This is a genomic window from Singulisphaera sp. GP187, from assembly GCF_900129635.1.
Lineage (GTDB): Bacteria > Planctomycetota > Planctomycetia > Isosphaerales > Isosphaeraceae > Singulisphaera.
Genome location: NZ_FSRB01000001.1, coordinates 1,901,832 through 1,927,605 on the forward strand (window position 1 = coordinate 1,901,832; position 25,774 = coordinate 1,927,605).

20 protein-coding genes are annotated in these 25,774 nt (G+C 62.5%); 9 read left to right on the plus strand and 11 right to left on the minus strand.

The window, feature by feature from the left end:
* Nucleotides 1-3: 3 nt before the first annotated feature.
* Nucleotides 4-1,107 (minus strand): M20 family metallopeptidase, encoded by a 1,104-nt coding sequence (locus tag BUS42_RS07540; RefSeq protein ID WP_074306385.1) that lies wholly within the window; start codon nt 1,105-1,107, stop codon nt 4-6.
* A gap of 287 nt (nt 1,108-1,394) precedes the next feature.
* On the opposite strand from BUS42_RS07540, the gene BUS42_RS07545 reads away from it, so the two are divergent.
* Both BUS42_RS07545 and BUS42_RS07550 read left to right on the plus strand, forming a co-directional pair.
* Entirely contained in the window at nt 1,395-2,639 is a 1,245-nt protein-coding gene (locus BUS42_RS07545) for an SGNH/GDSL hydrolase family protein (RefSeq protein WP_159452185.1), read from the plus strand.
* On the plus strand, nt 2,636-6,076 hold the full coding sequence (locus tag BUS42_RS07550; RefSeq protein ID WP_074306387.1) for a PVC-type heme-binding CxxCH protein: 3,441 nt from the start codon (nt 2,636-2,638) through the stop codon (nt 6,074-6,076). Before BUS42_RS07545 ends, BUS42_RS07550 begins: the two co-directional genes overlap by 4 nt.
* Nucleotides 6,077-6,752: 676 nt before the next feature.
* On the opposite strand, the gene BUS42_RS07555 is transcribed toward BUS42_RS07550, so the two are convergent.
* Nucleotides 6,753-9,491, minus strand: coding sequence for a WD40 repeat domain-containing protein (locus BUS42_RS07555; protein WP_074306388.1), 2,739 nt, complete (start codon nt 9,489-9,491; stop codon nt 6,753-6,755).
* A 266-nt stretch (nt 9,492-9,757) separates the two neighbouring features.
* Between BUS42_RS07555 and BUS42_RS07560 the strand changes: the two genes are divergently transcribed.
* Nucleotides 9,758-10,147 carry a DUF5658 family protein gene (locus BUS42_RS07560; protein WP_074306389.1) on the plus strand — a complete coding sequence of 130 codons (390 nt, stop codon included), beginning with the start codon at nt 9,758-9,760 and terminating at the stop codon, nt 10,145-10,147.
* A 77-nt stretch (nt 10,148-10,224) separates the two neighbouring features.
* Nucleotides 10,225-11,343 carry a carboxylate-amine ligase gene (locus tag BUS42_RS07565; protein ID WP_074306390.1) on the plus strand — a complete coding sequence of 373 codons (1,119 nt, stop codon included), beginning with the start codon at nt 10,225-10,227 and terminating at the stop codon, nt 11,341-11,343.
* A gap of 58 nt (nt 11,344-11,401) precedes the next feature.
* On the opposite strand, the gene BUS42_RS07570 is transcribed toward BUS42_RS07565, so the two are convergent.
* From BUS42_RS07570 to BUS42_RS07580, 3 genes are all read right to left on the minus strand, one after another.
* Entirely contained in the window at nt 11,402-12,583 is a 1,182-nt protein-coding gene (locus tag BUS42_RS07570) for a M20 metallopeptidase family protein (RefSeq protein WP_074310813.1), read from the minus strand.
* Between the two features lie 184 nt (nt 12,584-12,767).
* Complete coding sequence (locus tag BUS42_RS07575) at nt 12,768-14,912, minus strand: Calx-beta domain-containing protein (RefSeq protein WP_074306391.1); 2,145 nt, start codon at nt 14,910-14,912, stop codon at nt 12,768-12,770.
* Nucleotides 14,913-15,136: 224 nt separating this feature from the next.
* Nucleotides 15,137-16,087 (minus strand): sugar phosphate isomerase family, encoded by a 951-nt coding sequence (locus BUS42_RS07580; RefSeq protein WP_074306392.1) that lies wholly within the window; start codon nt 16,085-16,087, stop codon nt 15,137-15,139.
* A gap of 100 nt (nt 16,088-16,187) precedes the next feature.
* Between BUS42_RS07580 and BUS42_RS07585 the strand changes: the two genes are divergently transcribed.
* Entirely contained in the window at nt 16,188-16,940 is a 753-nt protein-coding gene (locus BUS42_RS07585) for an HAD family hydrolase (protein WP_074306393.1), read from the plus strand.
* A 16-nt stretch (nt 16,941-16,956) separates the two neighbouring features.
* Here the strand turns inward: BUS42_RS07585 and BUS42_RS07590 are convergent, their stop codons facing one another.
* Nucleotides 16,957-17,955 (minus strand): NADPH:quinone reductase, encoded by a 999-nt coding sequence (locus BUS42_RS07590; protein ID WP_074306394.1) that lies wholly within the window; start codon nt 17,953-17,955, stop codon nt 16,957-16,959.
* Between the two features lie 282 nt (nt 17,956-18,237).
* Here BUS42_RS07590 and BUS42_RS07595 point away from each other — a divergent pair, with 282 nt between their 5' ends.
* On the plus strand, nt 18,238-19,065 hold the full coding sequence (locus BUS42_RS07595) for a hypothetical protein (protein WP_074306395.1): 828 nt from the start codon (nt 18,238-18,240) through the stop codon (nt 19,063-19,065).
* Complete coding sequence (locus BUS42_RS07600) at nt 19,046-19,666, plus strand: LOG family protein (RefSeq protein ID WP_074306396.1); 621 nt, start codon at nt 19,046-19,048, stop codon at nt 19,664-19,666. Before BUS42_RS07595 ends, BUS42_RS07600 begins: the two co-directional genes overlap by 20 nt.
* 151 nt (nt 19,667-19,817) lie before the next feature.
* Here the strand turns inward: BUS42_RS07600 and BUS42_RS07605 are convergent, their stop codons facing one another.
* The 5 genes from BUS42_RS07605 to BUS42_RS07625 are packed head-to-tail and all read right to left on the minus strand — an operon-like array spanning nt 19,818 to nt 24,274.
* Nucleotides 19,818-20,621: a TrmH family RNA methyltransferase gene (locus BUS42_RS07605; RefSeq protein WP_074306397.1), complete on the minus strand. Its 804-nt coding sequence runs from the start codon at nt 20,619-20,621 to the stop codon at nt 19,818-19,820.
* Nucleotides 20,622-20,643: 22 nt separating this feature from the next.
* Nucleotides 20,644-21,573, minus strand: coding sequence for an alpha/beta hydrolase (locus BUS42_RS07610; RefSeq protein ID WP_074310815.1), 930 nt, complete (start codon nt 21,571-21,573; stop codon nt 20,644-20,646).
* Nucleotides 21,574-21,612: 39 nt separating this feature from the next.
* Entirely contained in the window at nt 21,613-22,692 is a 1,080-nt protein-coding gene (cobT, locus tag BUS42_RS07615; RefSeq protein WP_074306398.1) for a nicotinate-nucleotide--dimethylbenzimidazole phosphoribosyltransferase, read from the minus strand.
* 16 nt (nt 22,693-22,708) lie between these two features.
* Nucleotides 22,709-23,200 carry a DinB family protein gene (locus tag BUS42_RS07620; RefSeq protein ID WP_074306399.1) on the minus strand — a complete coding sequence of 164 codons (492 nt, stop codon included), beginning with the start codon at nt 23,198-23,200 and terminating at the stop codon, nt 22,709-22,711.
* A 39-nt stretch (nt 23,201-23,239) separates the two neighbouring features.
* Entirely contained in the window at nt 23,240-24,274 is a 1,035-nt protein-coding gene (locus tag BUS42_RS07625) for a TolB family protein (RefSeq protein ID WP_074306400.1), read from the minus strand.
* A 145-nt stretch (nt 24,275-24,419) separates the two neighbouring features.
* On the opposite strand from BUS42_RS07625, the gene BUS42_RS07630 reads away from it, so the two are divergent.
* Both BUS42_RS07630 and BUS42_RS07635 read left to right on the plus strand, forming a co-directional pair.
* Nucleotides 24,420-24,968 (plus strand): cob(I)yrinic acid a,c-diamide adenosyltransferase, encoded by a 549-nt coding sequence (locus BUS42_RS07630; RefSeq protein WP_074306401.1) that lies wholly within the window; start codon nt 24,420-24,422, stop codon nt 24,966-24,968.
* The gene (locus BUS42_RS07635) at nt 24,965-25,720 is read left to right on the plus strand and encodes an SDR family NAD(P)-dependent oxidoreductase (protein WP_074306402.1); all 756 of its coding nucleotides are present in this window, start codon (nt 24,965-24,967) and stop codon (nt 25,718-25,720) included. The genes BUS42_RS07630 and BUS42_RS07635 overlap by 4 nt, the downstream gene beginning before the upstream one ends.
* Nucleotides 25,721-25,774: the final 54 nt, after the last annotated feature.

Here is a 25,774-nt window from a genome sequence, read left to right on the forward strand (position 1 = left end):
GTTTCAAGCCGGATTCGGGCAATAGGCCGCGGCGGTCAAAGCATAAACTTCGGCGACCCGGACGAGATCATCAATCGAGACCCATTCGTCGATCGTGTGAGCCCCTCCGCTCCGGGCGCCATGGGTGATGGCCGGCACCTGCGCGAGCGTCCAGAAACTGTTGCCGTCATCGACGAACATCTTACCGCCGATCGTCAAGGGAGCTCCGGTTCGCTCGCGATAGACGGACTGAAACGCCGTGACGAAGGGGTCGGCCTGATCGAGCCGGAATGCGTCGCGGATCAAGAACCAGTCGCAATCGATCTCGGTCTGGGTTTGCCGGGCCAGTTCGGCAAGCAAGGCACGAAACTCACTCTCGACGGCCCGACAATCCGTTCCAGGAAGCCATCGCCGCGTCCCTTGGAGCCAGCAATCCTGGGGAAACTGGTTGTAGATTTCGCCGGCATGGAACTGGCCGATGAAAACGCTGGCCGATCCACAGAGCGGGTCCGCGGGCTGGGAGAGGCGATCGTTGAGCGTCTTGAGCTGGGCCACGAGGGCGGCCCCCGCCGCGATTACGCTGGGCTGATCGACGGGACGTCTGACTTCATGAACCGGAGGACCGTCGCGGCGGATCGACACTTTCCAGGTCGCCGACCCGCGCCCGATCACAGCGAGCGGCTCGTGCATGGGCTCGGGGATGAGCACCGCGTCACCGACGTAGCCGTCTCGAATCAACTGGTCGAGTTGTCGCCCATCGCCCCAAGGCGCTTCGTGAAGGTCGTGGGCGGTCAGAAGGATCGAGCCGGCCGAGAGGGCCCCGGCGTCGCGAATTGCCCGAACCGCTTCGATCGCCGCAGCAACCCCGCCCTTCATATCCGAGGCCCCGCTACCCCGAATCAGACCGTCCTCGACCGTGGGGGCGACGAACGGGAGGTGAACGGTATCCAGGTGCCCGTCGAACTGAAGCGTTCGGCCGGGCCGGCCCGAACTGAACCGCACCGCCACCGCGGGCGCGACAGGATGCCCCCCTTCGGGGCGTTCGACGACGAACCCATCCTCCCGCAGGATGCCAGCCAGCAAGTCCGACACCGCGCCCGCTTGGCCGGTCGGACTCGGAATTGCCATTAACCGAACCGCGGTCTCGACCAGCCGCTCCCGGTCGATCCGCAGTTTTGAGGGCGCGCCAGTCGAGTGCCTTTGTTTCATGATGGCCTGAATTGTAGCGTGGGTCCCGGTCACACTCTACAGTCCCCTCAGCGAGGCGGAAGGTTCTCGACCATCGCCAGTCCTACGGCTAGATTGGATGAGACGGCGGCCCCTCCGTGATTCGTGCAAAACCAGCCTCCCCTATTTTTTTGACGCGATTTCCGATGGGGCGATCCCAATCACTGATTTCGGTCCGGAGCGACCTTGTGAAACGACCTCTCCTGTACGTCGCCGCATTCGCCTCATGGCTCAGCCTGAGCGCGATCTCTCAAGCGGCCGATCGCAATGACTTCGCGCTCAAGGACGGCGATCGGATCGTGCTCCTCGGCGACGATCTGATCGAGCGTAACCAGAAGCATGGCTACCTCGAAACCCTCCTCACCTTGTCGAATCCCGCGAAGAACTTGACCGTTCGCAACTTGGGCTGGAGCGGTGATACCGTCTTCGGCGATGCCCGCGCAGGCTTTGGCAAACGTGCTGACGGCTTTAAGCAATTAAAAGAGCACGTGCTTGCGCTCAAGCCCACGGTCATCCTCGTCGGTTACGGGATGAGCGAATCCTTCGACGGCAAAGCCGGACTTCCCTCCTTCGAGCAGGGCCTGAACACGTTACTTGACGTGCTGGCCGAGTCAAAGGCCAAGGTGGTGCTGCTCTCGCCCATCGCTCATGAAAATCTCGGTCGCCCGCTTCCCGACCCAACGGTTCACAACCAGAAGCTTGGGCTCTACCGCGAGACGATCGCCCGGGTGGCGGGCTCGCGCGGCTATCCTTACGTTGACCTCGCCTCGATCGGTTCCGGAATCGACCCTACGCATCGCGCGGGGGATCCGCACGACGCTCGTCACTTGACTGACGACGGGATCCATTTGACCGAGCATGGCTACGGATTGGCCGACGCGAAGATCGCGCGCGAACTCCTGAAGAACGTCGGGACCCCCTGGTCCATACGGGTTCGACCGGACGGAACCGCCGAAGCTCAAAATGCCAAGGTCTCCAATCTCGAAGTCTCCCCGCAACGGATTCGCTTCGAAGTCTTGGACGCCACCCTCCCGCTCCCGGCCCAACTCGCGGCGCCGAAGGCGAGCGCACGCGTTCTCGAGTTCGCAGGACTGGCCCCAGGGCGGTACACCCTGAAAATTGACGGGAAGTCGATCGCCTCGGCCACCGCGGACCAATGGAAGTCGTGGGACCTCAAAACAGGGCCCGAGTTCGATCAAGTCGAGAAACTCCGTCAGGTCATCAACGAGAAGAACCTGCTTTACTTCCATCGCTGGCGGCCCCAGAACGAGACCTACTTGTTTGGCTTTCGGAAGCACGAACAAGGCAACAACGCACGCGAGATTCCTCTGTTCGACCCGCTCGTTGAGGCCAAGGAGCAGGAAGTCGCCACGTTGCGAGTTCCCGTCTCCCACGTTTATGAGTTGAGTCGTGAAAGCGAGGTGGGTCGATGATTCGCTACCGATTATCCTTCATCCTGAGCGTCTGCGTGGCCCTTGGTGCCACTTCCTCGAGCTTTGCGCAACGCGCCCCGTTCGAGATTCCCGATCCCGACCCGGAGGTCGAGCGCAAGTCGTTCATCGTGGCCGATGGTTTCGAGGTCAACCTGTTCGCCGCCGACCCGATCCTCGCCAAACCGATCCAGATGAACTTCGACCCCCAGGGGCGGTTATGGGTCGTCAGCTCCGAGGTCTACCCGCAGATCAAGCCGGGGCAGACGGCCAACGATAAGGTACTGATCCTCGAGGATCGTGACGGCGACGGCCGCGCGGAGAAAACGTCGGTCTTCGCCGATGGCCTCCTCATCCCGACCGGCGTCGAGCCCGGTGACGGGGGAGTTTACGTCGCCAACAGCACCGAGCTGCTCCACTTCGCGGACACCGACAACGACGGCAAGGCCGATCGTCGCCGCGTGATGCTCTCCGGCTTCGGCACCGAAGACACCCACCATATCCTCCACACGCTCCGGTGGGGATATGACGGAATGCTCTATTTCAACCAGTCAATTTATATTCACAGCCATATTGAAACACCGCATGGCGTGCGACGACTCGGTGGCGGTGGAATCTGGCGGTTTCGGCCGGAAACGATGGAACTCGACGTGTTCATTCGTGGACTCGTCAACCCCTGGGGACACCATTTCGACCGCTGGGGCCAGTCGTTCGCGACCGATGGAGCAGGGGGGGAAGGGATCAACTACTGCCTTCCCGGCGCTTATTACGTCACGGCACCCGACGCGACCCGGATCTTGCAGGGCCTCAACCCAGGAAGTCCGAAACACTGCGGCGCGGAGTTCGTGAGCGGGCGACACCTCCCCGAGTCCTGGTCGGGGAGCATCGTCACCAGCGACTTCCGCGGAAACCGGGTCTGCCGGTTCGTGCTCAGCGAAGACGGCGCGGGCTATGCATCGCGTGAGCAGCCCGAGTTGATCAAGACCAAGCACATGGCCTTCCGGCCGATCGACGCCAAGATGGGCCCGGACGGCGCGATCTATATTGCCGACTGGTACAACCCGATCATCCAGCATGGCGAAGTCGATTTCCGCGACCCGAGGCGCGATCACACCCGGGGGCGAATCTGGCGGGTCACCGCCAAGGGCCGCCCGCTCGTCGAACGACCGAAGCTCGTGGGAGCGTCGACGGAAGCCTTACTTGCAGCCTTGAGAGCTCCCGAAGACTGGACCCGGCAGAACGCCCGAATGGTGTTGAAGGAGCGCGGCAAGTCGATCGTCCCCGCGCTGAAGGATTGGGTCGCGAAGCTCGATTCCAACGATCCCGACGCCGAGCACCAGCGACTTGAAGCGCTCTGGACCTATCAAGCCATCAACGAAGTCGAGTCGGATTTGCTCGCAACGCTCTTGCGAAGCAACGATCCGCGGGTGCGAGCGGCGGCGACCCGAGTGGCCAGCAAGTGGCAGAGCCGCCTGGCGGATCCGGTGGCCACGATGGCTCAGCAAGTGATCGATGACCACCCGCGGGTTCGACTCGAGGCGGTTCGGGCACTGGGGCTTTTCCCGACCACGCAAGCCGCGGAACTGGCCATGAGTGCCCTCGACCGGCCGGTCGATCGCTTTCTCGACTACGCGCTCTGGCTCACGGCACGCGAACTGGCGCCGACCTGGCTTCCCGAAGTCCAGGCGGGACGTTTCGACTTCAAGGGGCATATCGGCCACCTCGTGTTCGCGCTCCAGGCCAACGGCTCCTCCGGCGTGGTCAAGCCGCTCGTCGAGTCGTTGCGGGCCTCGAAAATCCCCAAGGAGCAAGTCTCAGGGGTCTTGACGACGGTCGCCACCCTGGGAGATCCAAGCGACCTGGCCATGGTCCTCGACCTTGCCCTTGAGGGGGGCTCGTCGACTCACGGCCAGCGTGCCACGCTCCTGGAGACTTTGGCGAAGGCCGCCCGGCAACGGAAAGTTCAGCCCACGGGAGACCTCAACCGAGTCGCTTCGTTGCTCGACGGCAAAGACGAGGCCCTCAGCCGAGCCGCCGCGGAAGCGGCCGGTGCCTGGAAGCTCGAATCGGCTCGTCCCCGCCTTGTCGAACTGGCCAACGCGAAAACGACGTCCGCGACGCTCGCCCGCTCGGTGGTCGACGCGCTGGCCGAGATGGGAGGTCCGCAAAGCCGAACCGAGCTCGCGCGGCTCGCGGCCCCCGACGCCCCCGGGCAAATCCAGGCCCTTGCCATCAGTGCCCTCGCTTCGATCGATCCCAACGGAGCGTCGCAGCGCGCGATCGAACGCTTGTCGAAAACGACAGAGCCGGCGGCCGTCGAGAGCCTGCTCGCTCGCTTCCTCCAACTCCAAACCGGTTCCGCCGCGCTCACGTCCGCCCTGGTCGGCAAAACGCTCCCCTCCGATGTCGCCAAGGTTGCCATTCGCGCGGTTCGCGCCTCGGGACGCCCGGAGGAGAAGCTCGTCGAAGCATTGACTTCAGCCGGTCAACTGGCCTCGGCCTCCGGCGAGCTCTCCCCCGAGCAAATGAAGGAATTCCTCGCCGATGTGGCTCGTCTCGGCGATGCCAAGCGGGGCGAGGAGGTGTTCCGGCGCAAGGAGATGTCTTGCCTGAAGTGCCACGCGATCGTGGGGGCTGGAGGGCAAGTCGGGCCGAGCCTCGAAAGCATCGGCGCCAGCGCACCGGCCGACTACCTGGTCGACTCGATCCTCCTGCCGAGCAAGGCGATCAAGGAGAACTATCACGCCTTGGTGGTGGCCACCAGTGATGGCAAGATCATCACGGGCATCAAGCTCCGCCAGACGGAAACCGACCTGATCCTGCGGGATGCCGAAGATCAGGAGCTGACGATTCCGGTGGCGACGATCGAAGAGCAGAAGCCGGCCGGCTCGCTGATGCCGGCCAACCTCACCGATCCTCTGACCCGTCCGGAACTGCTCGACCTCGTCCGGTTCCTGTCCGAGCTGGGAAAAATCGGCCCCTATTCGGTGAGCAAGGCACGCGTTGTCAGACGTTGGCGCGTTCTTGAGCCGACTCCGAAAGAGGCGTTGACGATTCAACACAGCGGGCTCGACGCGGCGCTGGAGAGCGGTGAACTTCGCAGTTGGACGCCCGCGTACAGCCGGGTCTCGGGGCTGCTGCCGATCGAGGCGCTCAAGCCGTTCGGGTCCTACCAGGGGGCGTTCGGAATGGCCCGCGCTGAGATTGAAGTCACGACGCCCGGTCCGTTGAAACTCACCTTCAACTCCGTCGCGGGGATGAAGCTCTGGGTTGACGACAAGAAGGTCGAACTCAAACCCGAAGTCGTGCTGGACCTGCCGACCGGCGTCCATACCGTGACGCTCGGCGTCGACCTGTCGAAACGGCCGGACGGGATCGTTTGCACCCTTGAAGACGAGCCCGGTTCCCCGGCCCGCGCTCGCGTGCTCGTGGGTAAATAATCGAGATGGGGATCGCTCGCGAAGGGCAAGTTACGGCAAAAGCCATACTTGTCCTTCGCAAGCCTCCTGGGTGATCGAAGATCAGAAGAGTCATGCACGCATTTTGTCGCCCCGACGGGGCGACAAAATGCGTGCAATTTTTTTCTGACTCACTCCAGAGCGGTTTACCCTCGAATTGCCCACGTCTGGGAGGCCTGTCATCCACTCGAACGTAAGGTGCTGTACAGTGGATCCATGAGGGTCTTTCGCCTGTAAACTTCTCGCGTTGTGAGGGAACTCATGAGTCTGGCTTCGCCACAACCGGATGAACGTCAGCCCATCACACAGGGGCCTTCCACCCCACCGCAGCCGGCTTGCCCGGTCTGCGGCGGACGGCTCTTTGAGTTGCGCGGTAAGTTGCAATGCACGCGTTGTCGCACAATCTGCGAGACATGCTGTGAGGGAGGGCGTGGCTGATCCCGCGGAGAAAAAGGCGGGGAATCCGTTCTTTCTCGGGTGCCTTCAGTGCACCCACTGGTCGACTTCCCCGCGAAGTCAGATCGCGAAGACAGGGAGCTTACGCTCCCCGCTCGCCTTTCAGGCAAGCGAAATGGGGGAGAGGTAGGAAGAGGGAGGAGAACCCTGCCAATGGGGTTCTCCTCCTCGAACTCTCAGCCCAAGAAGGAATAGCCAGGCATCAAGGGATATTGAAAAGATAGCCCTTGTTGTCCGATGCCGCGATGGCAAGCTGCTTGCCGTCCGGGCTCCATGAGATTCCATAGGCCATCGTGTTGGGGGCGACCTTCTGGTTGAAGATCGCCTTGGCGCCGTCGACATCCCAGACGAACAGGTTACCGCCGTAGCCGATGGACGCGAGCCGCTTGCCGTCGGGGCTGAAGGTGAGCGAGTAGACGTCGTCGGGGTGGCCGTCGAGTTTGTTCAGCTCCTTGCCATCGGCCACGTTCCAGATTCGAATGGTCTTGTCGACCGAGCCCGAGGCGAGCTTGGCACCATCCGGTCGGAACGCCACGCAATAGACCGCCGCGCCATGGCCGGCGCTCTTGCGAAGTTCTTTGCCGTCGGCGGGATTCCAGAACTTCACGAGCTTGTCATCGCCCCCGGTGACGAGCAGGTCCCCCTTCGGGCTGTACGCCACGCAATAGACGACATTCTCGTGGGCCTTTTCCAAGGCGCGAATCTGGGTTCCTTTTTCGATGTCCCAGATCCGGGCCGTCTTGTCGGCTGCCCCGGTGGCCGCCTGCTTGCCGTCGGGGGCCCAGGCCACGCTGTAGACTTGCCCTGTGTGACCGGCCAGATTCTTCGACGCGCCTGGCGTTTCCAAGGTCCAAAGCTTGACCGTCTTGTCCTCGGAGGCCGTTACCACGGTCGCGTTGTCCGGCAAGATCGCGACCGCGTTCACGGGGCCGGCGTGCCCGCTGAGGGTCTGACGTTCCGCCTTCGCGGCGTCGGCCGCGGTGAGGTCGAACACCTTGGCGGTGTTATCGGCCAGGCCGGCCACGAGCCACTTGTTGTCGGCCGAGGTCGCGACCGACAGGACAGCGTTCGCCTGAGCCGGGTAGCTCAGCAACGGCTTCCCATCGGCGACGTTCCAGGTCTTGATCGTCTTATCGGTTGATCCTGAGACGATCTTGGCTCCATCCTTGGTGTAGGCAACCGCCTTGACGGCGTCGGCATGACCGGCGAGCGGTCGGATCAGGTTCCCGGTATTCGTGTCGAAGACCTTCACGGTCTTGTCAGCCGAGGCCGTGGCGATCTGCGAGCCGTTGGGATGAACGGCCAGCCCAAAGACAGGGCCTTGGTTGCCCGCATAGACCAAAACGGCCGCCGGCTTCCAGATTCGCAGCTTGTTTTCTCCCCCCGCTGAGACGACTGAGGCATTGTCGGGCAGGATCGTCAACGCGTGCACCGCGGCGCCATGCGAGGTCGATTGCTGAAGCTCGCGGGCATTGGCGACGTCCCAGAACCGGACCGAGTTGTCGGCCGAACCGCTGGCGATCCGATTGCCGTCGTTCGAAAGGAAGACGCTTTTGACCGGCGCGGCGTGGCCCGCGAGGGTGGCCACGTTCTTGGCATCGCCGATGGTCCAAACTTTGATACTCTTATCAGCTGACCCGGTCACGAGCTTGGCACCGTCTCGCGAGACGTTGAGCGTCAAGACGGGCTCGGTGTGGCCCGCGAAGTCGCGGATCAATTTGCCTTCCTTGACGTCCCAGAGTTTGGCGAGTTTATCGTCCGAGGCCGAGACCAGGAGGTTGCCGTCATTGGGGGCGAACTCAAGGGCATTCACCTTGGCGCCGTGGCCGGGAAGTTCCTTGACGACGGTTGCAGCGGCGGCGTCGAGGACTCGAATGATCTTGTCCTCGCCCGCGACGGCCAGTTGCGCGCCGTCGGCCCGGAACGCAAGCGCGGAGACGGGGGAAGGGAGCGGCTCGCTCTTCTTGACCTCGGCGCCGTCGGCCGTGTTGCTGATCCGGATCACGCGATTGGCCAGGGCGATCGCGACCTGGCTGCCGTCGGCCTTCAACGCCAGTGCCGCGATCGGTTCCTCCGCGGCGGGGATTTCCTTGACGACCGCGCCATCCGCGGTGTTATAAACCCGGACCACCTTGTCGGCCCCGGCGGTGGCGTATCGCGCTCCGTTTGCGCTGAAGGCAAAGGCCGTGTTCGTGCCCACGAGGTCAACAACCTTCGGGTCGGCAACGGGCAGTTGCCAGAGTCGCGCCAGGCCGTCGGAGCCGGCCGAGACGAGCTGCAGGTTGTTGGGGAGGTAACTCAGCCCAAGCACGGTATCGGCCGGGGTTTCGATGATTCCCTGGGGGGCTCCATCGGCGGCGTTCCAAAGGCGGATCGTCCGTGCCTTGTCGCCCGAGGCGATTTGCGCTCCGTCGAGCCGCCAGGCCGCGCTTTCAACCTCGGCGGTGTGCCCATCGAAGTCCTTCACGGGCGTTCCCGCGACCAGGTCCCAGAGCTTGACCGTCTTGGCCGAGGCGGCCACGGCCTGCTTCCCGTCGGGCTTGACCGCCAGGGCGTGGACGCCGCCCGGGTTACCGGCCAGGTCCTTGGAAGCTCCGCCCCCGGGCATCCGCCAGACCTTGGCCGTTTTATCGAGGCTCCCCGAGAGGATACTCTTGCCGTCGGGTGAGGTGGCGACCGAGAGGACGAGATTTGAGTGGCCTTCAAACTTCTTGATTTCTTTGCGTGTGGCGACGTCCCAGAGCCGGACCGTGCTGTCGAAGCCCCCGGTGACGACCGTTTTTCCGTCCGGGCTCCAGGCGACGGTGTAGACCGGCTCGGTGTGTCCGTCGAGGGTGCCGACGACGGTCGCCGCTTGCTGCGCCAGAGCAACGACCGTGGTTGCCAGGGCGACCGTCAGCGCGGCTGCGACCCTGGATCGATGAATAGAGACGCGTCTCATAAGTCAAGACTCGCAACGTTGAGGATCGTTGACGCCGGGTTTGGCAGGGGATCGCGGCTTTCCGCCGCGATCCGGTCTCGTTGGCCGCCCCGTCGAGGCTCTTCCGCGCTCGACGAGGGGATTTGCACAAAGCCGAACATAGACGCCGCCTGTCAGTGATGCAACGTTATTCTCCCGGGCTCCTCATCGCATTCTCATGGCTCAGCGAGCCGATCGCGTCATTTTCCGCATCGTCGCTCGGCGGTCGGATCTGTTAAGCTCATGGAATGGATCCTGCCAAGGCCTTTGGAAACTGGCTGAGGAATCTGAACCGCGAGTTTCACGGTGATCCTCTCCTCTTGAGTCGGGAGAGCGCCGCGATTCTCGCGGTGAGCGTGCTCGACTTGCTGATGACCTACGTCCTGCTGCGACAAGGGTTTCATTTTTATGAATCCAACCCGGTTGCCCGCTGGTTCTTCTTGCGTTGGAACATGGCGGGAATGGTTGCCTTCAAGTTTCTCCTGATCTCATTGGCCATTGTGTTCTGCGAGATCGTGGAACGTCGTCGTCCCGGCCTCGGTCGGAAAGTCCTCGGATTTGGAACCGTGGCGGCCAGCGCGGTGGTCGCGTACAGTCTCCTGCTCTTTTACCGGCACGTCCTGTCGGTCCCAGGCTAAAGCGGTTGCGGTTCGCGTGGGTCTCAAACCCAGATCCGAGCGAGCCGACGGTCAATCGCTTCTCAGGAGCGATTCGCGTGGGTCAGTCCATCGAAGATTTCACGATCGGCGTCGAGGAAGAGTATCAGATCATCAACCCTGAGACTCGTGAACTTCGGCAAGGTGCACAGCGAATCCTCCGGAAAGCGCAAAAGACGGTCGGCGAGGATGTGACCAATGAACTCTTCCTCTCGCAGATTGAAATCGGCACTCCGATCTGCAAGACCCTGGGAGAGGTCCGCACCGAGTTGATTCGGCTCCGTAGCGGTCTGATCAACGCGGCCAAACGCGAAGGGAGTCGGATCGTCGCCGCGGGGACCCACCCGTTTTCCCACTGGGAAGACCAGACGATCACCCCCAAACCGCGCTACTATGGTATCGCGGCCGATTTCCAGCAACTTGCTCGTGAGCAGATCATCTTCGGATGCCACGTCCACGTCGGAATCTCCGATCGAGAGCTGGCGATCCAGGTGATGAACCGGGCCCGCCCTTGGTTGGCACCGTTGCTCGCGCTCGCCTGCAATTCTCCCTACTGGCTGGGGATGGAGACCGGCTACGCAAGCTATCGAACCGAGTTGTTCCAACGCTTCCCGATGGTGGGAACCCCCAACGTCTTGGCGTCGCGAAGCGAGTATGACGACCTGGTCTCCTCCCTCATCGAGACCGGGAGCATCAGCGATGCCTCGAAGATTTACTGGGATATCCGGCCCTCCTCTCACTTCGAGACGCTCGAGTTTCGCGTCACCGATGTTTGTGCGTCGATCGATGAGGCGGTCATGGTGGCCGGCCTTTGCCGTGCTCTGGCGCGAACCTGCTACAACCAGGCCGAGCGCGGCTTGCCGATCGAACACGTACGCCCCGAACTCTTGCGAGCCGCCAAGTGGCGGGCTTCCCGCTTCGGGCTCGACGGAGAGCTCATCGATATCGACGCCCGACTCGCCGTGCCGGCCGCTCAGTTGATCGGGAAGTTCCTGGAATTCCTTCGCACCACGCTCGAGGCCGCCGGCGAGTGGGACGAAATCAGTACCCTCGTCCGGCAAACGCTCGACCGCGGCACGGGAGCCAAGCGACAACGTGACGCCTACGCGCAACGTGGTCGATTCGAGGATGTCGTCGATCTCCTCATCAAAGAAACCGCGGCGGGCACTCAGCCCTGAGCGAATCGTTCAAGACTCGTTCCGCTTGCTCCTGGCGCTCGGAGTCGAACCCGCTTCGTCAGCGAGCGAGCAGAACGGCGCTCCTTGCCAGGATCTTGGCACCGACGACCAACGCACGTTCATCGATATCAAAGTCGGGTGAATGGAGCGAGGGCCAGCGATCGCCATTCGCCACACCAAGGCGGAGCAAGCAGCCCGGGACGTGCGTGAGGTATCCCGAGAAGTCTTCGCCTCCCAAGCTGGGCAAGGGAATCGTCTCGACCTGGTCGATTCCGACCACCTCCTCGGCCGCTTGGCGACAGAGATCCGTAACGAGCGGGTCGTTCACAACCGCGTCCGTCTCGATCCCGAACGAGAGGTCGATGAAACAGAGCGAGGCCCCAGCCACGCCGTTCGCAATTTGCCGCAAGCGATCGCGGACCTTGGCGGCCGTGACGTGCCCAAGCGTTCGGATCGTACCACGTAGGCTCACCCGATCGGGGATCACATTCGAGCTGGCGCCGCCGGAGATCGCGCCAAAAGAAACGACCACGGCATCGCGGGAATCGATGGACCTTGGCATCCACTGATAGACAGAGCTAATGAATTGCGCCGCGGCGGCAATCGAGTCGTGGGTCAGATGCGGCCGGGCCGCGTGTCCTCCCACGCCGCGGACCGTGACGGCGAACTCCTGACAGAAGGCCGTCATGACCCCGCGGCGGAGCGCGACGCGTCCGACCTGGAGGTCCGGGGCCACGTGGAGCGCGACCAGCGACCGCACGCCTTCGACGGCTCCGGCCGCGACCATCTCCAAGGCCCCTTCGCCCACTTCCTCGGCCGGTTGGAAGATCGCTCTCCAGGGCACCGGCCAGGGAAGCAAACCTTCGCAACGATGCAACGCCAACGAGGCCCCCAGGACCATCGTGGAATGGGCGTCGTGGCCGCACGCGTGCATTACACCTGCGTGCTCCGAACGGTAGGCCACCTCTTTCCGATCCTGAATCCGCAGCGCGTCCGTATCAGCCCGGAGCGCCACGGCCTGTCCCTCTGGCGAAAGCGAGCTGCCGGCGATGATCCCACGACCTCCGAGCAGGATCTTCAACGGCAATCCCGCCGCGAGGAGCTGATCGCCCAGGTATTGAGTCGTCGCATACTCTTCGCGACTCGGCTCGGGATGAGCATGAAGGTGGCGGCGGATTCCCAGCAACCGGTCGGCGATTGCGTCAATCTGATCGTCAATTGCCTGTCGCCAGTCGCTCATCCCAATCAGGACTCCCTCAGTCGCCTCATTTCCATCGCGTCCATCATAGTCGTTGGACCTGAGGCCCCGCCACTTCTTCCCGGAACAGCGGCGGACTGCCCGCTCGCCTTGAAGCCGCCAGGGAAGGATCGACCGCGGGGCCAATCGTTAATGCACTCCCCCCGGGAGCGTCGAGTCAGGCCTATCATGCAAACAAATGAACAGATTGCTTTCGACGGGGCAGTGAACTCGTTGCCTGATCGTCACCGGTGATGATCTCAGCCGGAACGGTGGGCGGGGACGAGGACGCGGTGAACGCTGATGCGGTCAAGCTGCTCTGTTGAGCAGACATGGTCGAGAGTGCGGTCAGACTGGTTCCACCGAGCTTGCCGAGTTTTTTCAGGCTGGCGATTGGGGCCTGGAGCGGGACGTCGAAGTAATTCGTCGCCCCGAAGTTGACTGCCCGCTGGGTCTGATCGACCGGATTGAGGATGATCCATTGGCCCGTCGATGGGCGGAATACAGCCTGTTCGGTCCGGCCGATCCCGTCGTAGTCGCCCGGCACCGGAATATCGAACAGGTTCGCCGCACCGTAGCTCACGAACCGCTGGGTGTTGGTGAGGGGGTTGTAGATCGCCCAGGTCGCGGTACTGGGTCGGAATACCGCGAGTTCGGTCCGGCCGATCCCGTCGTAGTCGCCCGGCACCGGGATATCGAACAGGTTCGCCGCGCCGTAGTAGGCGACCCGCTGGGTGTGGGTGATCGGGTTGAAGATGATCCACTGGCCGGTGCTCGGCCGAAAGACCGCCGGTTCCGTTCGGCCGATCCCGTCGTAGTCGCCCGGCACCGGAATATCGAACAGATTAAGGGCCCCGAAGCTGATCACCCGCTGGGACTGATCGACCGGATTGAGGATGATCCATTGACCCGTTGATGGCCGGAAAACAGCCTGTTCAGTCCGGCCGATCCCGTCGTAGTCGCCCGGCACCGGGATGTCAAAAAGGTTACCCGCGCCGTAGGCGCTGCCGCGGCCTCCCGTGTTATTCAGGATCGTCCACATCGCGTTCGACGGGCGGAAAATCCCAATTTGGGTGAATCCGACGCCATCGTAGTCGCCGAGCGGATGACGCCCGGGAGCGACGATGGTGACGACCGCCGAACTGAGGAAGCCCAAGGTCGACCCCGCGCTCGGAGACCCCAAAACCAGGTTGATCGTCTCGTTACCATCGGGAACCTGGTCGTTGAGGATCGGGATGACGAACGATTGAACGGTCTGACCGGGCGCAAAATTTAAGGTGCCACTGACTGCGGTGTAGTCGAGTCCCGCGGTCGCCGTCCCGTTGCTGGTCGCGTAAGCGACCGAAGCCGCGCCGCTGCCGCCGCTACGCTGCACCGTGACGAGAAGACTGCCGCTCGTCTCGGAGACGGTATAACTCGATGCACCGAACTGGAAGACGGACAGCGCCGGAGGTTGAACGGCCCAGCCAATGTCTTGTAAGGCCGCGTAATCAAGACTGGTGAAGGTTCGCCTCAGGCCATACTGAACGGTGGGATCCATCAGGGCGTCGACACCGTCCGACTTCGTTCCCTGAGCCCAGTGCTGGAGGTTCGGATCGAGTGGAACGGCTTGCCCGCCTCGAACTGCCATGGAGGCGGGACCGATAAAGGTCCCGGCCGAGACATAGGTTGACCACGAGGGGCTGGTGCCCACCCCCAGAACGTGACCGACTTCGTGCTCCGCGACCGTGCGGAAATCGGTCAGGGTCGCGCTCAGTCCGTTCGTATCCTGGCCGTAGAACCAGTGGGTCGACCCCGAATTATCAAACGAAATCGAGCCGCCCCAAGGTCCGAAATCGGTCGGATTTGCAGTGAGAGCGCCTGCTTGGCCTCGTGAAGCCACGAGATCCAACCAGGCTTGGGTCCCCTGGGCCCCAAATCCGCCGGTACTCCCTTCACCGGCCTCCGACTCCCTGGGCAACGACCTGCCGCCGACGAAAATCACGATCGTATTCGCCGGAACGACCAGGTTGTTGATCGTCGTGAGCTGGCCACTCCCCGGGTCGGGGAAATTGGCCCGCCAACTGTTCGAGCCCGAGGCCTGGATCGCCAGCAGGTTGTCGTTCAAAACGCTGGCGACGCTGTTCGCCGCCGCTTCCATCACGCTCCGTTTGGCCGACGTGTCGAAAAAATTCGCTGTATCGTAGGTATAATCAATTTTAATCGTGAGACTGAGCAGCGTTCGTTCCTCGAGCTCCCCTAAAGCGGGAACGAACCGCGAGCGGATCCTGGCCTGGGACGAACGTAGCGCCGACGTTCCGAGTGTCCGCAGTCGTTGAAAACAGGCTCGCATAGCTGGCCTCACCGAAAACGAAAATCGATGTAAGTCAAGAAACATATCACAAAATAAGTCGCCGTGCCGACGGCCCCGTAGGCCGCCCGGAGCCAGGGGCGAGGCGCGAACGAAACCCAGGCACGGGCCACCCCATGAAATCGCCCCCACACCCGTGCGTGCGTCGAGTGAAGGGGCTATCCAAACTCTACGACACAAAAGGGGAGCCGGTCGTGTTTCCCCGCTCAGTTCATCGCAGGCTCCAACGGGCCCGCGAGTTGATCGAGATAATAGAGCCGGCCCGGAAGTGTCGGCATGAAGGAGCTGGGGATCCAGGGGGTCGGCCCGTACCGCAAGGTCATCCAGAGGCTCATCCCCTGCCACTGCATCCCACGATCGAAGATGCCGTCAGCGCCTCCGATGATTCGGTCGGCCTGGAGGAACAGGCCGGGGCCGATCGTGTTGGCGAACGCGGGGACGAGCGTGGTCCGACTCTTGAAGCTGGTCAGGGCGTTCTGTTCAATGGTGAGCGGGTGAAGGAGAGCGCCGATCCGATGCGTCTGCGACTTCCATTCGTCGACACTGGCGTATTCCGCGGCGAAATGCGGTTCCCAGAACGCGATATGACAGACCCGGCCGATACCGAAGATGACGATCAGTTCGGCCCCTTCGGCTTTCAATTCGGCGATTCGGGCCGCGTAGTGGGGGAGCCGATCGGGCGTCGCGAACCAGCGCTGCGATTCGGGAACCGTTTTGGCCCCGAGCGGTCCGTAGAACGCGTTCTGCATCGCATTCTGAAACGCTCCCGGGTCGGTGGAGGGGAGGGTGGCTCCATGCCGGTCGCTCCACTCGTCCATGTTAAACCCATAAACGTGGTCGCAGGAGACGTTCCACTCCTTGAGGAAGTAGACCGCCCAGCGATACATTCCCATGGGGCCGACCGGCAGGATGAGCGCAACCTTGCGCCCTTCTTGGCCGGTTCGCTGGATGGCACGAGCGATCTCATGGCCGAGCATGACGTCGAAATCGGCCAGGGCCGTGCAGGCGATGGGCTGGAAGTCCGGATGCCACCAAGGTTGGCGCTCGCCGATCGCCTCAGGCGGATGCGAGCAGCAGGCGTCAATCTTGGCGAGGTCCCACCCCTTGGGGAGAAACCCTTCCATCATGGAACCGGCGAAGGTCGTCAAGAGGTTCATAGGAGTGCTGCGTCCTCGTTAGAGCGTGCCGAATTGCGGCAGATCCCAATGGAGTGAGGGCCGTCACTGGCAAGGGCAGGGGCGGGCCAGGGGAGAGAGCATGATTCGCTGGGTGTTTCTCGATGTCGGCAATATCCTACTCGACGAAGATCCGGTCGCCTACCATTGCACGCGTCTCCACTGGGAGGCCGTTCAGCGCGTTCGACCCGACCCGACCTTCCTCGAGTTCATCGCGGCCCGCGAGTCGCGGTCGATTCTAGGGTCGCGCTGGCCACTCTATGATGTGGTCTCGACTTTGATTGATGAGGCGGCCTGCGCCGCGGCCTGGAACACGGCTGAACGCGAAATCCGAAGTCGATTCCGCGAGTATTCTCCGGTGCTCAATGGGGCGCGCGAGTTGGTCGACCGACTCGCTTGCCGGTTCCATCTCGGTCTGATCGCCAATCAAGGACCGGAATGCCGGAGTCTGCTGGACGAATTGGGCCTGCTGGGTCGGTTCCAGGTCGTGACCTTGAGTGAGGAGGTCGGGATCTTCAAGCCCAACCCCGCACTCTACCTTCGAGCACTCGGTGACGCAGGCGCTGAGCCGAAGGAATGCGTCATGATTGGTGACCGGCTCGATAACGACATCGAGCCGGCCGCGACACTCGGGATGGCCACGGTCTGGGTCCGCTGGGCTGAGCGAAAAAAAAAGGCTTGGTGCCCGGTTGATCCGGCAGCCATGGCGTTCCGCGATTCTCTGGAACGGAGCACGATTCGATCGATCGACCGCTATCGGGGCCCCCAGCCTTCGCTGATCGTGGATCAGCTCCGGAATATCAAGTCAGAGGATGTAGTAAACCTCAAGGCCTAGAATGAGAAATGAATCGTCACGACGAAACCGCGATCACCACTTTTCCGGAGAGGGTTCCGGCTTTCTCCAACGTATTCTGTTCGAGGAAAAGTTCAGCCTGGGCCGCCTCGGCCAGGGGGAAGACACGTCCGATCAGCGGCTTCAACTGGCCGGCTTGGGTCCAGCGATTGATGTCTGCCGCGCATTGTTGCTGTTCTTCGGCCGTGGCGTTGAACATCGCGAAACCGAGCAACGAGCAGTCGCGGGGATAGAACGAACCTAGCGGTAAGACGGGTTGGGCGGCGCGACCCGCCATCAAGATCATCCGCCCGCGTTTGCGGAGCAGGGGGATGGAGACTTCGAGGTTCGGTTCGCGCTGGGTTTCGTACCAGACGTCGATGCCATCGGGGGCGAACGCACGGAGTTGTTCAGGGATGTTGTCGGTTTTATAGTTGAGCGCGAGATCCGCGCCCAGCGACTTGCAGAGCTCGAGCTTCTCGGGGCTGCCGGCCGAGGTGACTACGCGAGCGCCGGCGGCCTTGGCCATCTGGACGACCATCGAACCGATGCCGCCGCTGCCGCCGGGGACGTAGACCGTCTCGCCCGTCTGGAGTCGTCCGGACCGAAAGAGGCCGAGGTGCGCGGTCAGGCTCACCATGGCGTGAGCCGCGGCTTCTTGATCGGATAATTTAGCGGGCGTGGGGTAACACCATTCTTCGTCGACGACCACAAATTCCGAGGTCACGCCCTGCCGTCCGAGAAGGCCTTGGTTCGACCCCCAGACTCGATCGCCGACCCGGACTCGCTTCGAGCCGGGATCGACATGCTCCACGGTCCCGGCGAAGTCGCAGCCAAGGATGTAGGGGAAAGCCATCGGCATCGCGATCAGGCCGGACCGGAGGTAGAGGTCGATCGGATTGAGCGCCGAAGCTCCGACCTTGACGAGCACCTGACCAGGCCCCGGCGTCGGGATGGGCAAATCGCCCACTTTGATCTCGTCGGTTGAACCGGTCTTCTCGATGAAGGCGGCGCGCATCGTGAACGACTCCTTGGTAAGAGAGCTTGGGCCATGATCGGCGGCACGAATCAGTCACCGAGCGTGACCGCGAGCCAGTGTCCGGCGCCGGAGGATTCCAGTCGGTCGGCATAGCGACCGGCTGGGAATTCCCCGAGTGGGATCCTCGCGGATCAACTCTCAGGTCAGAGCGTTCGATGATGGAACCCTTGCGGAGCTTGGCGACGAACTTCATGATAACGGCCGGTGTCTGACGGGTGGAACCCCGTGCCGCCGTCTTGCGCGTCCAGGAGCCGAACCCCAATGAGCGATCCCTCCCCCGTACCACCGGCCGCAACCAATCCCCCGGCCGCTCCTCCGTCCTCCATGGAACGAAAGATCCACGAGCACACCGAGGGGATCCAACTGGACATTGGGGGAGAGGAAGGAGTCGACCGGCGGCTCGCCGAGATCGAGATGGAAGGGGAGGAGGTCGCCGCCGGCTGGAAGCCCGCGCCCCACCAACCGCTCTCGCCCGAGGTCCGATTTCTCCACATTTCGCGCACCATCCATCAACTGATTACCGACCGAAATCGATCGGTCGGGATCTTCCTGGCCGTCGCCTCCCTCTCGTTCGCCGCATCGTCCGCGCTCTTGAACGCGCGGGCAGACGTCGTGCCGATGATTCCGCTCAAGACACTCCAGTATTGGTGCTTACCGGTCACCTTCGGCACACTCGCCATCATCGGCATCTTCATGGGCTTGATCCTGGTGCGGACCCGAATCGGCCTCATCTATGAAGTCTCGAAGATGAACGCACTGCTCGGTCTGCCTTCCGAGCGGGTCAAGCGGGTCAATCCCTTCTCGATCTTCTTCCTCATGTACTTAATGGTATGCCTCTGCGGCGCCGCCGCGGGTGGCCTGGCCGTGGGTATGTTGACGATGAACCGCCCCCAGGCCGCCACTCCCTCAACCTCAACGGCCGAAGTCGAGCCAGCGGCCGTCAATGAATCGGAGGCCCCTCAGAGCCGGGTCCCGCTCCTGGCAGGTTCCGCGATTGGATTCCTCTACACGGTCGCTCTCCTGGCGATTTATTTCAGCTTGGTCTTGAACGCCACCAGCGAGGAAAAACTTGTCAAAGCAAGAAGCTGAGCCCGCGAGTTTCGATCGTCCTTATCTCTGTGTCTTCTGCGGTTCGTCCATGGGCACGCGTCCGGCCTATGCCGACGCGGCCCAGCGCGTCGGCGCCGCGATCGCGTCCAACCGGATGGGCCTGGTCTACGGTGGCGGCCGGGTGGGCTTGATGGGCGTGGTTGCCGACGCAACCTTGGCCGGCGGCGGTCCCGTCGTGGGCGTGATCCCTGACCCACTCGCCACCAAGGAAGTGGCTCACCGAGGTGTTACCGAATTGATCGTTGTGCCGGGGATGCACGAGCGCAAGGCCAAGATGGCCGAGCGTGCAGCCGGATTTCTCACCCTTCCCGGGGGAGTGGGAACCCTGGAAGAATTCTTCGAAATCATCACCTGGGCCGTGCTCGGCCTGCATCGCAAGCCGATCGGAATCCTGAACGTCGACGGCTACTTCGACCCGCTGCTCGCGTTACTGGACAACTCGATCGCTCAAGGCTTCGCTCGGCCCGCGCATCGAGACCAGTTGGTCGTCTCCGATGACCCTGAGAGGCTGGTCGCCAAGCTCCTCGATCACGCAATGCCCCCACAGGGTCGCCAGTGGATCAACTCCGATGAGACCTAGACGACTGCAAAAGAAAGCTCATCTACAATTCTGCAATTTTGTCGATTGGGTATGTCCATCGATTCACACTTGCTGCGCCGTGCCCATACTATAAAGTAGAGCATGCCTTTGTCTTGCGGCGTGGGCACAGCCTACCAAACCTAAAGGAACGCTATGACGCTCCATTGATCCGGGAGAAGTGGTAGAGAAAAATTCCAGCCGCGACGGCCACGTTCAGTGACTCGGCATCGGGGCGCATCGGAATGGTGATTTGCCGTTGGCACTGGCGAATCCAGTGGGGGTCGAGGCCCTCGCTCTCGCTACCCATGAACAAGGCGAGCCGTTCCGGGCGTTGAATCGAGTCGAACGATTCGGCGAGCGGATCGACGACCGTGGCCATCAACTCGAATCCCCAGTCCGAACGGAGCCGATTCAACTCGGAGTCCAGATCCTCCCGAACGATCACAGGCAAGTGGAGCGAGGTGCCCATCGACACGCGCAGCACCCGGCGCGAGAGTGGGTCCGGACAGGAACCACCGACAAGCACCGCATCGACGCCGAACACGTCGCCGATCCGAACGATCGTCCCCAGGTTTTCCGGGTTGTTCAACTCGGGACAGACGACGATCGTCGAACGGTTCGACGGACCGACAATCTCCGCCAGGTCGGGCCAGGGACGTCGCAACCCGCAGGCGAGCACGCCGCGGTGAAAGTTGAAACCGACGATCACGCTGATCAGGTCAAAAGAGACGACATAAAAAGGGACGTCGGCGGGAATGATCGCCTCGACCCGAGGCGCGTGCCGTTCGGTCGCCAGGACCGACGCCAGCGGGAAGGTGCTCTCGACTAATCGCTCGAGGAGCTTTTCGCCCTCGACCACGAATTGATCGTCGTCGCGCGTCTGGTTCGTGCGTTTGAGGTTGCGGTACTTGGCGATTCGAGGGTCGTCAAGGTTGTCGATCAGAACCTGGGGCATTCCGGAATATTCCTTCGAGACGTCATGTCCAGGCGGCCTTCAAAGCGTTGGCGGCATGCTGAATGGCGGTCTTGCCTTGATCCATGATGCCAGACATCTGGAAGAAACCATGGATCATTCCGTCGAATCGCCTGGAGTCTACCGGGACCGAAAACTCCCGTAACCGAGCGGCGTACGCTTCGCCTTCGTCGCGAAGCGGGTCGAACTCCGCCGTGATCACGCAAGCGGGCGGAAGGCCTCGCAGGGTCTTGGCCTTGAGGATCGAGACCAGCGGGTTTCCGCCCTCTTCGGGGCGAACGAGATAATGACGCATGAACCATTGAATTTCGGATCGCGTCAGCATGAAGCCTTTTGCGAACTCTCGGTGGGACGGCGTGTCGAGCGCTGCGTCCGTCGCCGGATAGATGAGCAGTTGGAACGCGAGCGCCGGACCACCGCGATCGCGTGCGAGCATGGTCACCGCGGCCGCGAGGTTGCCCCCCGCGCTATCGCCCCCAACGGCGATCTTCGCTGGATCGACGTGGAATTCGGCCGCATGCTCGGCGACGTATCGCGTCGCCAGATAGCAGTCTTCCACGGGGATCGGAAATTTGTGTTCGGGGGCGAGCCGGTAGGCGACCGAGATCACCGTGCAGCCGGCCGCGTTGGCCAGTTGACGACAGGGGTTGTCGACCGTGTCCAGACTGCCGACGACCCAACCACCCCCATGAAAGTAAACGAGCGCGGGTCTGGGCCCGTTTTCCTTGGGGGCGTTGGGGGTGTAGATTCGGACCGTGAGATTCCCTGGAATGGGCCGGTCCTCGACGCTGGCGACCTCCTCACGAGGTCCGGCCAGCGGAATTGTGGTCGCGAACGCCGTTCGCGCCAGCGGGAGCGGCAACCGCTCCAGGCTTGGCATCCGCGACCGACGCAACCGCTCCAGAAATTCTTGGGCCTGCGGGTCAAGAGGCATCAGGCCGTTCTCCCCGAGCGTGAGATTCCGCGAAGCCAATCATGCGGGACCGGAGATCCCGGCGGAATCGAAGGTTGCCATATCGCGGAGCAGATCCGCGGCCGAAGCGATGATCGGAAGTGCGAGCACCGCACCTGACCCTTCGCCCAGACGGAGGCCGAGGTCGAGAAGCGGCGTAATCCCGAGCTCCGCCAGGGCAATTCGATGCCCTGGTTCCGGACTGACGTGGGAGGCGACCAGAAAAGGCTGGATCGAAGGGCAGAGACGGACGGCAATGAGCCCGGCCACGGTGCTGATCAGTCCGTCCAGCACGATCAAAGCGCGGTGGCGGGCCGCCCCGAGGGCAAGGCCGGCCAGGCCGAGGATCTCGAATCCGCCAAGGCGGGCCAGCAAGTCCCAGATGTCGGCAATTTGCCGGCCGTGGAGCGCGAGCGACTCATCGATCACTCGGCATTTTCTCAGGTATCCCTCGTCATCCAGGCCGGTGCCTCGCCCCACGACGCGATCGACGGGCGACCGGGTCAAGGCCGCCAGAAGGGCCGACGAGGCGGTGGTATTGCCAATCCCCATTTCACCGAGCGCGACCACGCGAAACTGGTCGCGCCTGACCCATTGTTCGGCGAGCCGGATCCCGACCAGCACCGCTTGATAGGCCTGGTCTCGGGTCATGGCGGGTTCAAGTAAAAAGTTCCGGGTTCCTGCGGCAATCGGGTGGGATTCCAGCTTCTCGTGCCCCGCCAGCTCTTGGGGAAGCGAAGCTACCCCCAGGTCGACCACCCGTACCGTTGCCCCGGCCCGACGTGCCAGCACGTTGACCGCCGCACCACCGTTAAGGTAGTTGGCGACCATCTGACCGGTCACTTCAGAAGGATAGGCGCTGACACCGCTGGCCGCGACACCATGATCGGCGGCGAAGACCGCCACCAGGGCGGGCTCGCCGATCGGCCTGTCCGTGTGTTGGAGCGAGGCGAGTTGCCGACCCAACTCAAGCAAGCGGCCAAGGCTACCCGGCGGCATCGTCAGACGGGCTTGTCGTGACGCCGCTCGGGCAGCCCAGTCGAGGTCGGGCAGGTCGATCGCATCGACCGCCCGAAGGATTTCAACAGGGACAGATCCCACGATAATCAGGCTTTCGTTAAATCACGACCGGTTTGTTCAGCTTACGACGCACGGCCACGAACTGCCCGAGGTGCATCAGGACATGATTTCCTGTCAAGAGCATCACGGAGCCGACCGTGGGACACATCCGTTGCATCCGTTCGGGCGCGGGCGCATCGAGTTCCTCGTCGCTCAGGCCATCGAGCACGGCCTTCGTCGCCTCGCGCTGCGCTTCGAGCAAGGCGAGGTATTCACTTTTCGAGAGATAGTTCGCCGAATTGTCCGTCTGTCCCTTATTCTTGCCGTGATTCTCATCGAAGCCGGCAGGAAGCGGGGGGCACGACCCCGGTTTGACCCCTTCGACCATGCCACGCTCAGAAGAAATGAGGTGGCCAAGCTGCCAGGCGATGCAGTTCATCCCTTCCAGAGGGCTGAGCTGGAGTTCCGCGTCGTCTAGGTCGTTGACGTAGCTCTTGAGAATCAGGTCGCTATGACCGAGCGTGCAACGAATGACATCCTTCGCATTCATGAATCAAAATTCCTCAGTTCGAAAAAGGGGCGGAGAGTCTTACTTTGCGGTTGATGAGGCTGTCGGTGCGACGAAGTCGGCGATAAAGAGCTGGCTGGTGTTATCCGCGGTTCGTCCCTTCGACGTCCACATCATTTTTTGGCCGTCATTGCTGAAAACGGGCAAGCCGTCGAAGCCGTCACGATAGGTCAGACGCTCCTGATCCCCGGTCTGGCTGTCCATCCAGTAGATCTCGTAGTTCTGATGGCCGTGCAGGCTAGTCGAGTAAACGAGATGACGGCTGTCCTTGAAGAAGTAGGGGCCCCAGTTGACCGCGTCATTATTGGTCAAGGCCCGCTCTTCGTCACCGGCGGGCGTATTGACGAAGAGTTGCAGCAGGTCGTTCTTCTTCCGGTCGCTTCGATAGACGATTGTTTTGCCGTCGGGTGCAAAGAAAGGACCGCCGTCGTAACCTTCTTTGTTCGTGATTCGTCGCGGGTTCTTACCGTCGGCGTCCATCACGTAGATCTCGGCATCGCCCGCGTCTCGGTACGAGGTGAAGATGATCTGTTTGCCGTCGGCCGAGTAGCTCCCCTCGGCATCGTATCCCGGGGTATCGGTCAGGCGAACGAGGTTCGAACCATCGAGATTGGCCCGGAAGATGTCCATGGCCGGATCAAAGTCCCAGCGATAGCGCTCGCTCCGGCTGTAGGCGGGCTTCTTGGCCGACTTCGTCTCCGCCTTCTCCGCATCGGCAAGCGCCGGGTCGAGGTGGGTGGATGCGAATAGGATCGACTTGCCGTCAGGATGATAATAGCTACACGTACACTTGCCTTTACCCGTACTGACCATCAACGGCTTGGCCCCGGGCTCGAGGTCGAGCGTGTAGATCTGGTAGTCATCCTCGCCCGGTTTCGCCGCTTGAAAAATGACCGCTTTTCCATCGGGCCGGAAATAGCCTTCGCCCGCCTTCGAGAAGCCGAAGGTGAGTTGGCGGATGTTCTTGAGGTGCTTGGCCTCGTGAGCGGCGACCTCCGCGGGAGGCGCGGCCGGCTCGGCGCCCAGGAGAGCGGTCAGCGTCAGCAGGAAGAACATCGGGGACGAGCTCCGTCAAGCACGAATGGGGAGTCAACGCGTTCAAGCCCGCGCCGGCTTCCCGATGCGACGCGACTCGCCTAGTATAAGTCGTGGACAAAGGATCGCCAATGCCTCCGCCAACCTGGAGCCGAAAGGTTCGCCGGTGAAGATTTATACGAAAACGGGTGACGACGGGCGCACGGGAATCTTGGGTAGCGGCCGTCTCTTCAAGGACGACCTCCGGATCGAGGCCTACGGGACAATCGACGAGTTAAACGCCGCGCTTGGCGTCGCGAGAGCCGTCGGACTCGACGCCGCGGCCGACTCCCTGGTCGGTCAACTTCAAAATGACTTGTTCCTGCTCGGCTCCGCGCTCGCCGACCCCAGCCCCACGGGTCCTTATCACTCGGTCATCAAAGCCGACCATGGGACCGCTCTCGAGCAGATCATTGATGCCCTCGAGACCGAGGTGACCCCGTTGACCCAGTTCATTTTGCCGGGAGGAGCCGCCCCGGCTGCCCAGATCCATCTGGCACGGACGATCTGCCGCCGCGCCGAACGCCGAGTGATTGCACTCGCCCGTCATCCCGGCGAAGCCGTTCCCTCGGCGCTGATCATCTATCTCAATCGACTGAGCGACCTGCTGTTCGTCCTGGCCCGGGTCGTCAATCATCGCGCGGGCGTCGCCGAAATCGTCTGGAGGGGAGCATGAGCTTGACCGGCAAAGTGGTCCTGATCACGGGAGGACGGCGCGTCGGCAGCGAACTCGCACGAATGCTGGCCGATCGAGGGGCCGCCGTGGCGATGACCTACCATACCAGCCGCGCAACGATCGATGCGACTGTCAGCGAACTTCAGTCCCGTGGAGCGAACGGGCTCGCGGTGGGGGCCGACCTGTCCCGCGCCGTCGAGGCCGAGCGCGCCGTCCACGAGGTCGTGGACCAGTTCGGTCGGCTCGATTCGCTAGTGAATATGGCGAGCGTCTACCGCCGGACCCCGTTCGCCAGTGTCATGCCCACCGACTTCGACGCGATGATCGCCGCGAACCTGGCCGCCCCCTACCATACCTCGGTCTTCGCCGCCAAGCAGATGCTCACCCAAGAAGGGGACGACGGCATCAAGGGACGGATCATCAGCGTCGGCGACTGGTCCACCGACCGGCCCTACCAACACTATCTACCGTACCTCGTGGCCAAGGGGGGGCTGACCACAATGACGCTTGCCCTCGCCAAGGAACTCGCCCCGCATATCCTCGTGAACCTGGTCCAACCCGCGATGATCGACCCTCCGCCCGACTTTTCCGAGGCCGATCGTGATGCCGTTGTCGCCTTGACCCCCTTGAGGCGCGTGGGCACTCCGGGGGATCTGAATCGGCTCATCCTCTACCTCTTGGACGGGACGAACTTCGCCACGGGCGCGTCCTACCGAGTCGACGGCGGTCGTTTCCTGGGTGTTGATCCTTAGCTAGGAATCGATCTCGCAAGCAGGCAGCGTCAGCGTCTTTTGTATTGAGTCCTT

Bases quoted from the DNA above. Each gene is read 5' to 3' on its own strand.
- BUS42_RS07540 (WP_074306385.1), bottom strand. From the start codon at position 1,107: ATGGCAATTCCGAGTCCGACCGGCCAAGCGGGCGCGGTGTCGGACTTG.
- BUS42_RS07550 (WP_074306387.1), top strand. From the start codon at position 2,636: ATGATTCGCTACCGATTATCCTTCATCCTGAGCGTCTGCGTGGCCCTT.
- BUS42_RS07555 (WP_074306388.1), bottom strand. From the start codon at position 9,491: ATGAGACGCGTCTCTATTCATCGATCCAGGGTCGCAGCCGCGCTGACG.
- BUS42_RS07560 (WP_074306389.1), top strand. From the start codon at position 9,758: ATGGATCCTGCCAAGGCCTTTGGAAACTGGCTGAGGAATCTGAACCGC.
- BUS42_RS07570 (WP_074310813.1), bottom strand. From the start codon at position 12,583: ATGAGCGACTGGCGACAGGCAATTGACGATCAGATTGACGCAATCGCC.
- BUS42_RS07575 (WP_074306391.1), bottom strand. From the start codon at position 14,912: ATGCGAGCCTGTTTTCAACGACTGCGGACACTCGGAACGTCGGCGCTA.
- BUS42_RS07580 (WP_074306392.1), bottom strand. From the start codon at position 16,087: ATGAACCTCTTGACGACCTTCGCCGGTTCCATGATGGAAGGGTTTCTC.
- BUS42_RS07585 (WP_074306393.1), top strand. From the start codon at position 16,188: ATGATTCGCTGGGTGTTTCTCGATGTCGGCAATATCCTACTCGACGAA.
- BUS42_RS07590 (WP_074306394.1), bottom strand. From the start codon at position 17,955: ATGCGCGCCGCCTTCATCGAGAAGACCGGTTCAACCGACGAGATCAAA.
- BUS42_RS07595 (WP_074306395.1), top strand. From the start codon at position 18,238: ATGAGCGATCCCTCCCCCGTACCACCGGCCGCAACCAATCCCCCGGCC.
- BUS42_RS07605 (WP_074306397.1), bottom strand. From the start codon at position 20,621: ATGCCCCAGGTTCTGATCGACAACCTTGACGACCCTCGAATCGCCAAG.
- BUS42_RS07610 (WP_074310815.1), bottom strand. From the start codon at position 21,573: ATGCCTCTTGACCCGCAGGCCCAAGAATTTCTGGAGCGGTTGCGTCGG.
- BUS42_RS07620 (WP_074306399.1), bottom strand. From the start codon at position 23,200: ATGAATGCGAAGGATGTCATTCGTTGCACGCTCGGTCATAGCGACCTG.
- BUS42_RS07625 (WP_074306400.1), bottom strand. From the start codon at position 24,274: ATGTTCTTCCTGCTGACGCTGACCGCTCTCCTGGGCGCCGAGCCGGCC.
- BUS42_RS07635 (WP_074306402.1), top strand. From the start codon at position 24,965: ATGAGCTTGACCGGCAAAGTGGTCCTGATCACGGGAGGACGGCGCGTC.